The 14,347-nt window shown below is 66.3% G+C and carries 13 protein-coding genes; 8 read left to right on the top strand and 5 right to left on the bottom strand.

From position 1 onward, the window contains the following. The first annotated feature begins 69 nt into the window (after positions 1-69). The 3 genes from BMZ69_RS05915 to BMZ69_RS05905 all read left to right on the top strand — a co-directional run bounded on the left by BMZ69_RS05915 (position 70) and on the right by BMZ69_RS05905 (position 3,753). Positions 70-810 carry a 16S rRNA (uracil(1498)-N(3))-methyltransferase gene (locus tag BMZ69_RS05915; RefSeq protein WP_092155639.1) on the top strand — a complete coding sequence of 247 codons (741 nt, stop codon included), beginning with the start codon at positions 70-72 and terminating at the stop codon, positions 808-810. 167 nt (positions 811-977) lie between these two features. Beyond that, positions 978-2,153, top strand: coding sequence for a carboxylate-amine ligase (locus BMZ69_RS05910; protein WP_092155638.1), 1,176 nt, complete (start codon positions 978-980; stop codon positions 2,151-2,153). Positions 2,154-2,367: 214 nt separating this feature from the next. Continuing rightward, positions 2,368-3,753 (top strand): glutamate--cysteine ligase, encoded by a 1,386-nt coding sequence (locus BMZ69_RS05905; protein WP_092155637.1) that lies wholly within the window; start codon positions 2,368-2,370, stop codon positions 3,751-3,753. A gap of 87 nt (positions 3,754-3,840) precedes the next feature. Here BMZ69_RS05905 and BMZ69_RS31010 read toward each other — a convergent pair whose 3' ends face one another. Continuing rightward, entirely contained in the window at positions 3,841-4,062 is a 222-nt protein-coding gene (locus tag BMZ69_RS31010) for a hypothetical protein (RefSeq protein ID WP_139218981.1), read from the bottom strand. 93 nt (positions 4,063-4,155) lie between these two features. Between BMZ69_RS31010 and BMZ69_RS05900 the strand changes: the two genes are divergently transcribed. Genes BMZ69_RS05900 through BMZ69_RS05890 form a run of 3 tightly spaced genes read left to right on the top strand, consistent with a single transcriptional unit; the run spans position 4,156 to position 6,295 of the window. Next, positions 4,156-5,256 carry a TadE/TadG family type IV pilus assembly protein gene (locus BMZ69_RS05900; protein ID WP_092155636.1) on the top strand — a complete coding sequence of 367 codons (1,101 nt, stop codon included), beginning with the start codon at positions 4,156-4,158 and terminating at the stop codon, positions 5,254-5,256. After that, positions 5,253-5,753: a TadE/TadG family type IV pilus assembly protein gene (locus BMZ69_RS05895; protein ID WP_139218980.1), complete on the top strand. Its 501-nt coding sequence runs from the start codon at positions 5,253-5,255 to the stop codon at positions 5,751-5,753. The genes BMZ69_RS05900 and BMZ69_RS05895 overlap by 4 nt, the downstream gene beginning before the upstream one ends. Continuing rightward, on the top strand, positions 5,753-6,295 hold the full coding sequence (locus BMZ69_RS05890; RefSeq protein WP_092155634.1) for a TadE/TadG family type IV pilus assembly protein: 543 nt from the start codon (positions 5,753-5,755) through the stop codon (positions 6,293-6,295). Before BMZ69_RS05895 ends, BMZ69_RS05890 begins: the two co-directional genes overlap by 1 nt. A 12-nt stretch (positions 6,296-6,307) precedes the next feature. Here the strand turns inward: BMZ69_RS05890 and BMZ69_RS05885 are convergent, their stop codons facing one another. Next, the gene (locus BMZ69_RS05885; protein ID WP_092155836.1) at positions 6,308-7,189 is read right to left on the bottom strand and encodes a LysR substrate-binding domain-containing protein; all 882 of its coding nucleotides are present in this window, start codon (positions 7,187-7,189) and stop codon (positions 6,308-6,310) included. A 166-nt stretch (positions 7,190-7,355) separates the two neighbouring features. On the opposite strand from BMZ69_RS05885, the gene BMZ69_RS05880 reads away from it, so the two are divergent. Next, positions 7,356-7,721, top strand: coding sequence for a DUF1127 domain-containing protein (locus BMZ69_RS05880; protein ID WP_139218979.1), 366 nt, complete (start codon positions 7,356-7,358; stop codon positions 7,719-7,721). 188 nt (positions 7,722-7,909) lie between these two features. Beyond that, entirely contained in the window at positions 7,910-9,802 is a 1,893-nt protein-coding gene (locus BMZ69_RS05875; RefSeq protein ID WP_092155632.1) for a methyl-accepting chemotaxis protein, read from the top strand. A 60-nt stretch (positions 9,803-9,862) separates the two neighbouring features. Here the strand turns inward: BMZ69_RS05875 and BMZ69_RS05870 are convergent, their stop codons facing one another. The 3 genes from BMZ69_RS05870 to BMZ69_RS05860 form a co-directional block, all read right to left on the bottom strand. Next, on the bottom strand, positions 9,863-10,759 hold the full coding sequence (locus BMZ69_RS05870; RefSeq protein WP_092155631.1) for a DUF937 domain-containing protein: 897 nt from the start codon (positions 10,757-10,759) through the stop codon (positions 9,863-9,865). A 164-nt stretch (positions 10,760-10,923) separates the two neighbouring features. Next, positions 10,924-12,297 (bottom strand): MATE family efflux transporter, encoded by a 1,374-nt coding sequence (locus BMZ69_RS05865; RefSeq protein WP_244543229.1) that lies wholly within the window; start codon positions 12,295-12,297, stop codon positions 10,924-10,926. Beyond that, positions 12,294-14,159: a monovalent cation:proton antiporter-2 (CPA2) family protein gene (locus tag BMZ69_RS05860; RefSeq protein ID WP_092155630.1), complete on the bottom strand. Its 1,866-nt coding sequence runs from the start codon at positions 14,157-14,159 to the stop codon at positions 12,294-12,296. The genes BMZ69_RS05865 and BMZ69_RS05860 overlap by 4 nt, the downstream gene beginning before the upstream one ends. Positions 14,160-14,347: the final 188 nt, after the last annotated feature.

Genomic DNA, 14,347 nt, shown 5'->3' with positions numbered 1-14,347 from the left:
ATCCGCTTGCCGATAGCGTGGGATTGTGGCGACTTTCGCGCCGTTCAGACGGGATCGGATTCGAAGCGCATGCGGGATTTCACCAAGCACCGGCTGTATTGCGAGGCGCCGCTGATGGCAGGCGCCGTGCTGGAACTCGCGCGCGATCAGGCCAATTATCTGCTCAACGTGCTGAGATTGCGCAGCGGCGACACGATCCTCGCCTTCAACGGCCGCGATGGCGAGTGGCTCTGCGCGATCAGGGCGGAGGGACGCAAGCAGGCCAGCCTCGAGGCGCTGCAGCTGGCACGACCGCAGCCGCCGGCGCCCGATCTCATCTATCTCTTCGCGCCGCTGAAGCATGCGCGGCTCGACTATATGGCGCAGAAGGCGGTCGAGATGGGTGCGGGCGTGCTCCAGCCGGTGCTGACCCGCTTCACCCAGGTCTCCCGGCTCAATCTCGACCGACTCGCCGCCAATGCGATCGAGGCGGCCGAGCAATGCGGCATCCTCGCCTTGCCGCAGATCAGGCCGGAGCAGCCGCTCGCCGCGGCGCTGGCTGCGCTCGAGCCCGAACGGCTGCTGATCTTCTGCGACGAGGCACAGGAACCGGAGAGCCCCATCGCCGCCCTGCAAGCGGCGCCGCGCGGGCCGCTCGCGGTGCTGATCGGTCCGGAGGGCGGCTTCGACGAATCGGAGCGCAAGCTGATTCTCCAGCGCCAGCGGGTGCTGCGCCTCTCGCTCGGCCCGCGCGTCCTGCGGGCCGATACCGCTGCGGTCGCGGCGCTCGCCGTCGTCCAGGCGACGCTCGGCGATTGGTCCACCAGATAGCTCCGTGACTTACAAGGCTTCGGCCTCTTCGCTGCCGCTTGGAACGCCACGGCTGCTTCCGCGTTTAGGCGTGGAAACTGCGCCGCTGGTCGCAGTTCCGACTCATTGACTGGCAGTCTGGCGCCGCTGCTTCGCTTCGGAGCGGCCCGCCACGGGGGAGAGACATCATGGTGAGCAGCGCCTACCGCTTCGGCGTCGAGGAAGAATATTTCCTGTCCGACGCTGAAAGCCGCGGCGCCGTGCGCAAGATCGCACCGCGTTTCATCGAGGCGGCGCAGGCCGCCTTCCCGGAAGAACTGCAACGCGAGATGCTGCAATCGCAGATCGAGGTGGCGACGCCTGTCTGCGAAAGCATGACCCAGGCCCGCCATTGCCTGCACCGGCTGCGCTCGGGGCTCGCCGCACTCGCGCGCGAGCACAGCATGCTCCTGCTCGCCAGCGGCACCCATCCGAGCGCCGTCTGGGTGCGCCAGCGCGCCACCGAAGCCAAGCGCTATGACGGCATCATGCGCGATCTGCAGATGCTCGGCAGCCGCAACCAGCTCTGCGGCCTGCATGTCCATGTCGAGGTGCCCGACGAGGACCAGCGCATCTCGATCATGGTCAGGATGCTGCCTTATCTGCCGCTGCTGCTCGCGCTCTCGACCTCCTCGCCCTTCTGGCAGGGGCGGCGCACCGGGTTGATGGGCTACCGGCTCTGCGCCTATGCCGAATTGCCGCGCACCGGTCTGCCGGAGCTCTTCACCGACGCCGCCGACTACCGGACCTATGTCGATACCATGGTGGCCTCGGGGGCCATGCGCGATTCCAGCTTCATCTGGTGGGCGATCCGGCCCTCGCACCAGCACCCGACGCTAGAGCTGCGCGTCGCCGACAGCTGCACCCGGCTCGACGACACGCTCGCCATCACCGCGCTCTATCGCTGCCTGGTGCGCCATCTCGCCCGCAACCCCGGACTCAACGCCGATTTGACCGCCGCCTCGCGCGCCCTCGCTGGCGAGAACATCTGGCGCGCGCAGCGCTATGGCCTGCATGGCGGCTTCGTCTGTGAGAAGCGCCGCGCCATGCTGCCGGTCGGGCAGGTGCTGGACGAGCTGCTGGAGGTCCTCGACGAGGATGCCGCCGTGCTTGGCTGCGGGCTCGATCTCGCCCATTGCCGCACGATCATCGCCGGCGGCACCAGTGCCGACATGCAACTCGCGATCTTCGAGGAGGCGCGCGCCGGCTCCGGCGGGCAAAGTGCCGGCCTTGTCGCCGTCACCGACTGGATCGCCGCGCAGACGCGCGTGGACGATGACGGCCTCGTGCCGAAAGGTGCAAATCTGCTGCGCGGTGCGGCCTGACAGCTTTACGATCATGCATTGATGCAAGGTCGGCGCGTATCCGCACGCGTTTGCGGTCGTTGTCGGATGGTCGCCGCTCGCCTATTGCTGGCGCTCCTCAGCGCGTGGCGTGGCGGGGCGTTCGCTCCTGCTGCTCCTGTCGCACTCGATCAGGCGCGCGGCCGGCTGCCCCAATCGGCAGGCGGCGCGCCGGTGCACGCATGCCGGAGCGCAAATGGCCCGCGACGTATCCGATTCGACTCCGATCAGCTCGAAGGCCGAACTCGTCGGCTGGATCGCGCAGGGTGAAAAGCCGGCTTCCGAATTCAGGCTCGGTACCGAGCACGAGAAATTCCCGTTCTATCGCGACGATCTCAGCCCGGTTCCCTATGAGGGCGCTGCCGCCGGCCGCAGTGGCGGCATCAGGCAGCTGCTCGAGGGCATGCAGACGCGCCTCGGCTGGGAGCCGATCCTCGATGCCGGCCATGTCATCGGCCTCGCGGGTCCGGACGGCGGCGGCGCGATCTCGCTGGAGCCCGGCGGCCAGTTCGAGCTCTCCGGCGCGCCGCTTGCAAATGTGCATGAGACGGCCAGCGAACTCGACCAGCACCTCATGGATCTGAAGGCGGTGGCGCAGCCGCATGGCATCGGCTTCCTGCCGCTCGGGCACTCGCCGCTCTGGACCCGCGAGCAGACGCCGATGATGCCGAAGCGGCGCTATCAGATCATGAAGAATTACATGCCGAAGGTCGGCACGCGCGGCCTCGACATGATGTTCCGCACCTGCACGGTGCAGGTGAATCTCGACTTCGCCAGCGAGACCGACATGGTGCGCAAATTGCGGGTCTCGCTCGCCCTGCAGCCGCTGGCGGCGGCGCTCTTCGCCGCCTCGCCCTTGAGCGAAGGCAAGCTCAACGGTTTCCAGTCGATGCGCTCCGAGATCTGGCGCGACACCGACAATGCCCGCTCCGGCATGCTGCCCTTCGCCTTCGACGCAGGCATGTCCTATGAGGCCTATGTCGATTGGGCGCTCGACGTGCCCATGTATTTCGTCAAGCGCGGCGACACCTATCACGACGTCGCCGGCTCCTCCTTCCGCGACCTGCTCGCCGGCAGGCTCCCGCAATTGCCGGGCGAGCGCGCCACCATGTCGGACTGGGTCAACCATCTCGGGACCTTGTTCCCGGAAGTGCGGCTGAAGCGCTATATCGAGATGCGCGGCGCCGATGCCGGCCCGGTGGAGATGCTGAATGCGCTGCCGGCCTTTTGGGTCGGCCTGCTCTATGACGACGGCGCGCTCGCTGCGGCCTGGGACCTGGTCAAGGGCTGGAGCACCGAGGAGCGCCAGCACCTGCGCGACACGGTGCCGAAGGCGGGGCTGAACGCCCGGATCGGGAACCGCCCGCTGCGGGACCTCGCCCGCGAGGTGGTCGAGTTGTCGCGCGCCGGCCTCGCCCGCCGGGCTAGGCTCGACGGGCAAGGGCGCGACGAGACGGTCTATCTCGAACCGGTCGCCGTCATCGCGGAGAGCGGCCGTACGCTCGCCGAGCGCCTGGCCGTGCGCGAGCAGGGCGCTTGGGGCGGCAAGGTCGAGCCGGTGTTTTCGGAACTGGCTTTGTAGCCGCGGCTTGACAAACGTGCGGAACGCTCGCCTTCGGCTTCCGCGCAATGGTCAGAGCGGGGCGCGTCCGGCTGCGGCCGTGCCCGACTATGGTTTTAGTTCCGGCCACGGCGATTGCCGCGCTTCAGCGCTGTTGGCGCCGAACTGGCCGGCATCCGGCTCGACGCCCCAGTTGAGAGCCCCTGCTTGATCACTGCGGCCGGGCGGCGCCTGAGCCTGTGTCGACTCTCCATTCAGTTTTAACTGCATTTTACCATACCGCCCGAAGATCATGCGATCAGGCGGATTTCCCAGCGATACCAGAGACATTCACAGGTCCTGGAAAGGTTTTCTCAATCGCGTTGCGCCTAGCGTTCCGGCAATCGTCCCGTTGCTTGCCTGTAGCGTTTGCGAGGCCCTCCGATGTCCGGCCTGTTCCGATCCTTCCTGAAAGATACACGCGGTGTCAGCGCGCTGATGTTCGGCATGTCTGTGCCGGTGATTGCGCTCGCGGTCGGTGGCGGCATCGATTTCAGCCAGGCAGCGTCCCGCCGCCAGCATATCGCCAACGAGGTCGAGATCGGCTGCCGGGAAGCGGCGCTCAAGATCAATTCTCAGTCGTACAAGACAGGGGCTGATCCAAAAAAGGATTATACTCCGCTCGCCAATACTGAAATCAGGGGCCGGGTCGCCGGCATTTCCCTGTCTGGCGTCAGTGGCATCACCGTGACAAGTACGCTCGCGAACAATGTCATCACCGCCGTTGCGACCGCGACAAGCACAAACTCATTCGGCGGCATACTGGGCTATGACACCATAGCGCTTCGGGTGGAGCGTCGCTGCGGTTACGTGCTGGGTACGCCTGGTGGGTCTGGTGAACCCGTTGGGCCGGGCACGGTCCTGTTCATGGAATCCTGGGAGACCGGCCATAACGTTGCTTCGAACAGCTGGACCGTTTTGAAGAACTGGAATGGCTGGACGACGCAGAGCAACCAGGGCGGTATCGAGATCAACGGTATCCCTGAGCTCGCGGCCAACACGATCCGCTTCGGTAACTTCTTCGCCGAGCTGGATTCGCACTGCTACACATCGGGCTGCAAGACCAATTCGAGCATGTGGCGCGAGTTCACGAACCTTGCGAAGGGCGACTACGAGCTGAGCTACTGGTATATCGCGCGAGAGCGCAATCCAGCCTATGGCAGCCAGACGTTGTGCGCCTACAAGACCGATGCGCAAACGGTATGGGACAAGCTCAAGGCGGCGGATTGGCGAGAGAAGACCAACCGCATCGAAGTCTTCTTCCAGAAGAAATCGGGTAGCTATTCGACGCCTTCCAAAGACGTGGACAAGGCCACCGATCAGGTCGATGTTTGCGTGCACACCGACAAGTGGACCGAGCGGAAGATACCGTTGAAAGTCACAACGGCGGGGACCTATCGCATCTTCTTCCAGGCCGCTGGCCGTGAGGACACCTATGGCGGCCTGATTGACTATATCCGCTTTTGCAGCGGCACTTGTCCGTGACGGAGCGCCGCATGGTCAGAAGCACGTTTCCACGGATCGATGCGAAGCGATTGGCGGCGCGGCTTGGGCGATTTGGCCGCGACGTTGCGGGCTCGACCGCGGTCGAGTTTGCCTTCATCGGCCTGATCTTCATCGCCTCGATGCTCGGCATCATCCAGTTCGCACTCGCTTTCACGGCGCAGATGTATCTCCATGACGCCGTGTCGGAAGCAGCGACCGGCCGGACCGCCGGCACTTATGCTGGCAATCGTACCCAGGTCGCTGCGCAGATTTGCGGGCGAATGATCGCGCTCGACGACTGTGCAGCCAATCTGCTGCTGGAGACCCAGCCCCTGGCGAGTTACTCAACGAGTGCGCAACCGGTCGCGGGAGCGGTCTTTGTCGCGGGAGCTTCGGGAACCGTGATGCTGATCCGGGCAAGAGCTCGAGTCTTGACCTTCGTCCCAGGCCTGCCAACGCTCCATGTTGCCGCGGCCGCCTTATATACGAGGCCGTGATGAAGCTGTTCTCCAGCATGTTCCGACGCGCAAAGCGGCGCAATCTGGTCAGCGATCAGAGCGGTGTCGCGGCCGTCGAGTTCGCCCTGATCGGCATGGGTATGTTCACCATGCTCTCGGGGGCCGTCGACGTGACTCAGGCGATCACGATTCGGCGCGACTTGAATCGGGTGACGGCTGAGGTTGCGCAAGTCTTGGCAGCCTGCAAAGGCGCTCCAGGATGCGCTATTCCCGTAATGGACTCGATTCTCGCAAGGCGCGCGAACATCGCCCCAAAACTTGGGACGGTTCAAATCGTGATGGCCTACTTCACCAAGGACAACAACCGTGTCGAAGAGATCGGCGGATACATGACGTATCTGCCAACGGACGTGAATGCCGACGCCATGGGGAGATTGGAGAATAAAGACAAAGGCGTGGCGGTTGTCGCGACCTACACCCATCAGCCCATCATTCTCGGCTTGGCCAACGACTGGGGGTTCACGACCAAGGATTTCCGCTCGTTCAAAGTCGTTCTCAGCTATCGCCCCCCAGCGCCATAAGCGCCTGCTCGCCTACTCCGCCGCCACCTTGAAGCTCTGCAGGTTGTCCAGGCTCTGGATGATGTGCTCGGCGAGTGGGTTCGACAGAATCGATGGGTCGTGCCGCGTGCGCAGCAGGCCGATCTTGCAGGAGGGCAGGGTGGAGAAGCCTTCCGCCGGCCCAAGGATGCGCATGCCCGGCCTGACAGCGCTTTCCGGCAGCACCGAGACGGCGAGCCCCGCCACAACCGCCGCGCCGACCGCGGTCGAGTTCCAACTGGCATAGAGCACGCGGAAGCGCCGTCCCTTGCTTTCCAGCGCCTCGACCGCCGCCTGGCGCCAATTGCAGGTCGGCCGTCCCAGCGCCAGGGGCAGCGGGTCCTCCTCGTGGACGCAATGGCGCGCCGAGGTCACCCAGAGCAGCGGCTCGATCCGGATGATCTCGCCCTGGCCGCGACCCTCGACATGGGTGATGATGGCAAGGTCGATGTCGCCCGACCCGATACGCTCCGCCAGCATCGGCGTCGGCTCGCAGACCACGGTGACCTCGGTGCGCGGATTGGAGTGCGCGAAGCGCGCCAGGATCTCCGGCAGGTAGCGATCGGCATAGTCGTCGGGCACGCCGAGCCGGATGCGGCCCTTGAGATCGGCCTCGGTGAAGCTCGCGACGCATTCGAGGTTGAGCCGGACGATGCGGCGAGCATAGTCGAGCAGGCGCTCGCCATCCTCGGTCAGCTTGGCGTGGCGTCCGTCGCGGCCGAAGAGCGGCCGGCCGACGCGTTCCTCAAGCCGCTTCATCTGCATTGAAACGGCCGATTGCGTCTTGAACACGATCTCGGCGGCGCGGGTGAAGGAGCCGGTGTCGGCGATGGCGACGAAGGTCTTGAGCTGATCGGCGTCGAGCACATGGGCCATGCCGGCCTCCTCCCAGAGGTTCATCAAGATCGGTTGTGCTAAACATCATAACCATTCGTTTGGCTGATGACCAGCGTGGAGTTATCGTTTGGTCACTGTCCCGCTCCTGCCGGCCGATGTCGCGATCCGGGTGGAGCATGAACCGTCCAACCCCGAGGAGGCTGTCATGCTGGTCATGACCTTCGTCACGAAGACCTTGTCTGCCGTTGCCGGCGGCGCGGCGCGTGCCGCCGTCCTGATGGTCACGGGCACGAAGAATCTGGTGCGCGCTTTCGTGCACCGCCGCGAGGTGATGCGCCTCAGCGAGCTCGACGAGCGTGGACTGAAGGATATCGGCCTCGTCCGCTCCGACATCGATGGCGCGCTCGCGGTCTCATGGCTGAGCGATCCGTCGAGCGTGCTGCAGGCCCGCTCCAACCAGCAGCAGTCGGCGGCTGCGCACCGGCGAGAGGCCGGGGTTCGACGTCCCGTGGTGATCCAGGCCGCGGCTCGTCCGAGCGCGAAGGAGATCAAGATCGCGTGCAACGCCTGACCCCTTGGCGTGACGCGTCCCTGCGGGCGGTGGCTTCGGCTGCCGCCCTTTTTCGTGCCGCGACCGCAGCCGCGCGGCGATCGTTAATCGCCATACGGATGGCGTAACGCTTCATTCAGCAAGTTCAGACACATTTGCGCCGCATTGCGCCGAGCACGGCGCACCGATCCCTCGCCCCGGGGTTTTCCATGCGACGCTTTCGCTTCCGCCTGCATGACCTGAGATTCCGGACCAAGATCGCCATCCCGATGCTGGTGATGGGAGCGATCGGCATCGGCTCGGCCGTCTATGGCGCCTTCGAGTTCGGCAAGATCGAGAAGACCTATTCCGATCTGGTTTCGCAGCGTGCCGCCGCCATCCTCGATTCGGCTCGCGCTGCCAGCGGCATGACCGAGATCGTCGGCAATCTCTACCAGGCGATTGCCTATCCCGAGTTCATGAAGCAGAACACGACCAGCATCGAGAAGGTCAAGACCGCCTATGCGGCCTCGCTCCAGGCGCTGGTCGAGGCCAAGATCAGCTTCCCGCAGCGGGCCGAGAGCTTCGACGAACTCAGCCGTCGCCTGCAGGCGACCAAGTCCGATATCGACCAGATCATCGCCCAGGCCGCTCGCGACGAGGACCTGCCGGCGCTATCGATCATGTCGCAGCTCGACAAGACGATCAGCGAGATCGCCGGCGCCGCGGCCAAGGTCAACGACGAGATCAGGAAGGATACCGAGGCGACCTCGGACGTACTGGCTGCTGATGCACGCCGCGTCACCATGGTCGTGATCGGCCTCAGCGTCGCCGGGACCTTGCTCGGCCTGCTCGGCGGTGCGCTTTTGACCACCGGCGCGATCACGCGTCCACTGGAGCGGCTGAAAGCGCGTATGGGCCAGATCGCCAACGGTGACTATGCCGCCGAGGTCGAGGGCCAGGATCGCAAGGACGAGGTCGGCGAGATGGCCCGTGCTGTCCAGGTGTTCCGGGAGAACGGCCTGGCCGTCCAGCGCCTCGAAAGCGAGACGGAAGCCGGCCGCGCCGCTGCCGAGCGCCAGCGTCTGGAGAGTGACGCGGAACGCGCCGGCGCGGCAGCGGTGCAGCAGCGCCTCGCCGCCGAGCAGGCGATCGTGGTCAGGGCGCTGGCCGAAGGTCTGACCCGACTCTCGCAGGGCGATCTCGGCGCCCGCGTCGAGGAGGAGGTCGCCGCCGACTATGTCGCGCTGAAGCAGGACTTCAACGCCGCCGTCAGCCATCTGGCGCAGACAATCGCGACCATCCAGGCGACCTCGATCGACGTCGGCAACGCCGCCCGCGAGATCAATTCCGGCGCCGACGATCTCTCGAAGCGGACCGAGGAGCAGGCCTCCTCGCTGGAGGAGACCGCCGCTACCACCGAGCAGCTCGCCGCCTCGGTCAAGGCCTCGGCGCAAGCCTCGCGTCAGGCCGTGCAACTCGCCAACGAGGCGACCGACGTCGCGGTCAATGGCGGGGCGGTGGCCAGCCAGGCGGTCGATGCCATGGCGCGGATCGAACATACCTCGCGCAAGATCTCCGACATCACCTCGGTGATCGACGAGATCGCCTTCCAGACCAATCTGCTGGCTCTGAACGCCGCCGTCGAGGCGGCCCGCGCCGGCGATGCCGGCAAGGGTTTCGCCGTCGTCGCATCCGAAGTCAGGACGCTGGCGCAGCGCTCGGCTGACGCCGCCAAAGACATCAAGGGGCTGATCGGCGAATCGGGCGCCGAGGTCGAGCAGGGTGTGGGACTGGTCCGGGCCGCCGGCGAGGCGCTCAACCGGATCGTCGAGGCCTCGAAAAAGGTTTCGGCCACTGTCTCGGACATCTCAGCTGCCGCAGCCGAGCAAGCCAACGGCATCGACGAGATGAGCCAGACCGTCGCCCATATGGACGAGATGACGCAGCAGAATGCGGCGCTGGCAGAGGAAAGCGCCGCTTCCGCGACCTCGCTCAGCAGTCAGATCGGGCGGCTCAACCAGCTGGTCGCCAGCTTCCGCACCGGCAGCGATGGGCTTTCGCGGGCGAGCGCCCCGGTGGCAGAAGACGTTTATAAATGGGACGAGCGCCTGCGCGCCTGAGCTGGATCACATCACCGGGATTGATGAACGGCGGCCTTGAGGCCGCCGTTCGCTTGCCGGTCAGGCCTTGCGCTGGCCGCCGCCGAGCATGGTCTCGAAGATCGAGCGCAGCGCGTCCTGCTGGCTCGACTGGACCTGGCGGCCGTGCTCGAACATCTGGTTCAGCGCATCGAGCCCGATCGAGCCGGGGCTGGCCGGACCGGCGGGCTGCGCCTCCGGCTCGGGTTCGGGCGCAGGCCGGCGCGATTTCGGTGCCGGCTGCGGGCTGCTCTGCGGGGCCTGCCCCTGCGCGCCGCCGAACATGCCGCCGAGGATCTGGCCGAAGATGTTGCCCATATCCGGCATGCCCGCCGTCCCCCCGCCGAAGGGACCGCCGCCCTGGGCCTGGCCGGCCGGCGGCCTCTGCCCGCCGAACATGCCGCCGAGAATCTGCTCCCAGGGATTGGCCGCGTTCGGCTGTTGCGCCTGGGGCTGCATGCCCGGCATCTGGCCGCGCATCATCTCGGCGAACTGGCCGAGAATGCCGCCCAGCCCCTGATTGTTCACCGACTTGAACAGCCCGCCCATCACGATCGAGGCGATCACCGGCAGCATCTGCTTCAGGATCGCCTGGCCGACACCGCTCGTCGCAGCCGCCTGCGCCGCGACGGCGTTGGCGACCTCCTTCGAGCCGAAGAGTTGGCTCATCACGTCCTGGCCGAGCGGCATCGCCCGGTCGGGAATGCCGTCGCCGTCACTGTCGTACATCTGGCCGAACGGCGTTGCCGTCATCATCTGCGCCAGGTTGCCGAAGGCGTAAGGGTTCTGGGTCTGGCGCTGCAGCCCCATGGTGAAGGCCGGCAGCAGCGCGTCGAGCGCCGCCTGCGTCTGCTGCATCGAGAGCCCGTACTGCCGCGCCAGGTTCTGCATGGCCTGGCCGTTCTGGGCCGATTGCATCATCTCGAACAGGTTCATCATGGCGCGCTCCCCAGATCATCGCGCGTCCGACCGGACGCGGTTACGATGATCTATCACATTGTGATCGCATCGGATTATTCCGAAAAGTGGATTCCACTTTTCGGTCCGACGCTATAACGGGACCAGCCCGCTCATCCGCGGGAAACGATAGCAGCCGCATGCCGTCAGGCAAGCGATGGTCTGGCGACCGCCTGTGCCGCGCCCTCGAGCCGGCTGATGCTGCGATAGGCGGTGATGAGCGCCGCAATGCCGAACAGCACTGCGCCGAGAGCCGATCCGGCGAGCGCGCCCTTGGGTCCGGCGTACTGCGCGCCGAGCCAGGCGAGCGGCACGGTGCCGAGCGTGGCGCGGCCCCAGCTGAACAGGGTCGAGTAGAACGGCATGCCGAGATTGTTGAAGGCGGCGTTGGCGACGAAGAGCGCGCCGACGAAGAGCCACATCGGCCCGGCGATCAGGCAGAAGAAGGCGACGAGCTCGGCGGTCTCGCCGCCGGTGCCGAACAGCGCGGCGATCTGGTGACGCAGCAAGGCTAGTAGCAGGCCGGCAATCGCGACGTAGGCTGCGGCGAAGCCGACGGCATCGGTCAGCGCCCGGCGCATTCGGTCATAGCGTTGCGCGCCCCAGTTCTGCGCCAGGATCGGCCCGACCGCGCCGGACAAGGCGAACAGCACGCCGAAGGCCACCGGCACCAGCCGGTCGATGATCGCGCTCGCCGCGATCGCCTGGTCGCCGAAGCGGGCGATGATGCCGAAGAAGCAGGCATTCGCGACCGGATTGGCGAGATTGGTCAGGATGGCCGGCGTCGCGATCGCGAAGGTTGGCCTGACATCGCGGCGCAAGGCCGACCAACTCGGACGGGCGATCATCCTGTGCACGCGAAGCGCGCCCTGGAAACCAACAGCGAGGAAGACGATGCGCGAGAACACGGTGGCCCAGGCGGCGCCGTCGGGGCCGAGGCCCAGGCCGAAGATCAGCAGCGGATCGAGTCCGGCCGTGACGATGCCGCCGGCCAGAGTGACATACATCGCCCGCTTGGCGTCGCCGACGGCGCGCAGGACGCCGGACAGCCCCATGCCGAGCGCCATCAGCGCATTCGAGGGCAAGGTGATCCAAAGAAAGGACGTCGCGACTGAAAGGGATTCTCCGTGCGCGCCGAGCTTCGGCAACAGCCAGGGCAGGAGCGGCAGCATGATCAGGCTCAAGACCAGGCCACAGATCGTCGTCGCCGCGAGCGTCGAACCGGCGATGCGGCGCGCGCCTTCACGGTCGCCGGCGCCGAGCGCCCGCGCCGTCAGCGCGGTCACGGCGATCATCAGCCCCACATTGAAGGAGACCATCAAATAAAGAACGATCGTCGCGTAGCCGACGCCCGCCGTCGCCTCGGGCCGGCCGAGGCGCGACACGTAGAGCAGCGACAGGAAGTCGACGACGAAGATCGCGATCAGGCCGACCGAGGCTGTCCCGGTCATCACCGCGACATGGCGCAGCGTCGAGCCGCTGACGAAGACGGCCTGCTGGAGCTTTGGCGGTGCGTTCACTCGGCCGGCTCCCCGACGCCGCCGACCGCGACCTCGGCGCCGCCATCCTCGATGACCTCCTGGGTCTCTTTGGTCAGCGCCTTCGACTTGCTCTTTGGTGCCACGATCGGCTCGGGTGTGACGCGCGGCACCTTGTCGAGGCCGGCGGCGATGCCCTCGCTGAACTGGATTTCCATGCGCTGCGCATCGCGGTCACGGACATGCTCGATCACGAAGCTCGCTTCCTCATAGCTGAGGCCGAGCGCTTCCAGCGTCACCCGGCCGAAGCCGAGCGCCGATTCGAAGGTCTCGCGCATCTGGTAGTCGACATCGGCGCGCATCAGATCCATCGCATGGACGCGGTCATAGGCGCGGGCATGGATGCGCGCCGCCGGGAACTCGGCCTTGGCCATCTCGACGATGCGCAGCGCCGCTTGCCGGTCGTCGATGCAGACGCAGATGACCTGGGCCTTGCCGGCTCCGGCGGCGCGCAGCACGTCGAGTCTGGTGCCATCGCCATAATAGATCTTGAAGCCGAACTTGTTGGCCGAGCGGATCCGCTCGATGTCGGAATCGATGATTGTGACGTCGAGATGCTGCAGCAGCAGCGCCTGGGTCACCACCTGGCCGAAGCGGCCGAAGCCGATCACCAGGACCGAAGGCGTGACGCCATCGAAGGTCTCCTCGATCTCCTCGGGCGGCGGCGCATGGGCGGCGAGCCAGAGGTCGATCAGCTTGGCGGCGATCGGGCCGATCAGCATGCTGAGCGCCGCGATCGCCGTCGCGAGCGCGCCCTGCTTCTCGTCGAGCAGGCCGAGCGAGGCGGCGAGCGGCAGCAGCACGAAGGCGAACTCGCCGGCGGGCGAGAGCAGGGCGCCGGCCCGGATCGCCTCGGTCGTCGAGGAGCATGAGGCGCGCAGGATCGCCGCCGCCGCCGCGATCTTGAACAGCACCAGGAGCGGCGCCGCCAATGCCAGCAGCAACGCGTTCTCGGCGACGAGCTTGAGGTCGATCGACATGCCGACCGCCATGAAGAACAGGCCGAGCAGCACGCCGCGGAAGGGCTCGATATCGGCCTCCAGCTCATGCCGGAAATGCGAATCCGCCAGCAGCACGCCGGCGAGAAAGGCACCCATCGCCATGGAGAGGCCGACCTGCTCCATCAGCAGCGCGGCGCCGAGTACGACCAGCAGGGCTGCCGCCGTCATCACCTCCTTGGCGCCCGTCTTGGCCAGCAGCCGGAAGAACGGGTTCAGCGCGTAGCGGCCGGCGAGCACAACGACCGCGATGGCGAGCAGCGCAAGTGCCAGGGCTGTCAGCGCCTTGGTCGAGCCGCCGCTATGGGCGGCCTCGGTCGTCGCCAGCAGTGGCAGCAGGGCCAGCATCGGCGCGATCGAGATGTCCTGGAACAGCAGGATCGAAAAGCAGCGCCTGCCATAGGGCTCGGCGCCGTCGCCGCGCTCGTCGAGCAATTGCAGCGCGATCGAGGTGGCTGAGAGGGCGAGCGCCAGCCCGACCGCCAGCGCGCCCGCGGGGCTGAGCCCGAGCTTCCAGCCGACGATGCCGATCACCGCCGCGCTTAGCAGCATCTGCGCGAAACCGGCGCCGAGAATGTCCTTGCGCATCGAATAGAGCCGCTCCGGCTGCAATTCGAGGCCGACCAGGAAAAGCAGCAGCACGACGCCGATCTCGGCCGTGCTGCGTATCGTATCCGGGTCCTTGATCACCGCCAGCGCCGACGGCCCGATCACGATGCCGGCGGCGAGATAGCCAAGCACTGCCGACAGGCCGAAGCGCCGAAACAGCGGTACCGCTATGACAGCGCCGGCGCAGAAGGTCAGGATCGGCGGCAGATAGCTGGCATGCGAGGCGGCATCAGCCATGCGGGAACTCGTGCTGGAGCGAAGATGGGCCGCGCGAAGGCGATGGCCGGTGGCGTGTAATGTAAGGCCTGCCGTCGCATCCTGCGAGTGGGCTGTCGTCTAGGTAGGGATGCGCTGCGGCGCCGGGCTTCCTTGACATCGAAGCCGCCAGACCGAAAGAAGGCCCGATCGTCTCGGAACCAACTCCA

The organism is Allobosea sp. CRIB-10, from assembly GCF_900112185.1.
In the GTDB taxonomy this organism is placed as follows: Bacteria; Pseudomonadota; Alphaproteobacteria; order Rhizobiales; family Beijerinckiaceae; genus Allobosea.
Note: the sequence above shows the minus strand (reverse complement) of the source record. Positions and strands in the feature narration are given on the sequence as shown.

Bases quoted from the DNA above. Each gene is read 5' to 3' on its own strand.
- BMZ69_RS05910 (WP_092155638.1), top strand. From the start codon at position 978: ATGGTGAGCAGCGCCTACCGCTTCGGCGTCGAGGAAGAATATTTCCTG.
- BMZ69_RS05860 (WP_092155630.1), bottom strand. From the start codon at position 14,159: ATGGCTGATGCCGCCTCGCATGCCAGCTATCTGCCGCCGATCCTGACC.
- BMZ69_RS05870 (WP_092155631.1), bottom strand. From the start codon at position 10,759: ATGATGAACCTGTTCGAGATGATGCAATCGGCCCAGAACGGCCAGGCC.
- BMZ69_RS05880 (WP_139218979.1), top strand. From the start codon at position 7,356: ATGCTGGTCATGACCTTCGTCACGAAGACCTTGTCTGCCGTTGCCGGC.
- BMZ69_RS31010 (WP_139218981.1), bottom strand. From the start codon at position 4,062: ATGTCTCTGGTATCGCTGGGAAATCCGCCTGATCGCATGATCTTCGGG.
- BMZ69_RS05900 (WP_092155636.1), top strand. From the start codon at position 4,156: ATGTCCGGCCTGTTCCGATCCTTCCTGAAAGATACACGCGGTGTCAGC.
- BMZ69_RS05890 (WP_092155634.1), top strand. From the start codon at position 5,753: ATGAAGCTGTTCTCCAGCATGTTCCGACGCGCAAAGCGGCGCAATCTG.
- BMZ69_RS05915 (WP_092155639.1), top strand. From the start codon at position 70: ATGCGGGATTTCACCAAGCACCGGCTGTATTGCGAGGCGCCGCTGATG.
- BMZ69_RS05875 (WP_092155632.1), top strand. From the start codon at position 7,910: ATGCGACGCTTTCGCTTCCGCCTGCATGACCTGAGATTCCGGACCAAG.
- BMZ69_RS05885 (WP_092155836.1), bottom strand. From the start codon at position 7,189: ATGGCCCATGTGCTCGACGCCGATCAGCTCAAGACCTTCGTCGCCATC.
- BMZ69_RS05905 (WP_092155637.1), top strand. From the start codon at position 2,368: ATGGCCCGCGACGTATCCGATTCGACTCCGATCAGCTCGAAGGCCGAA.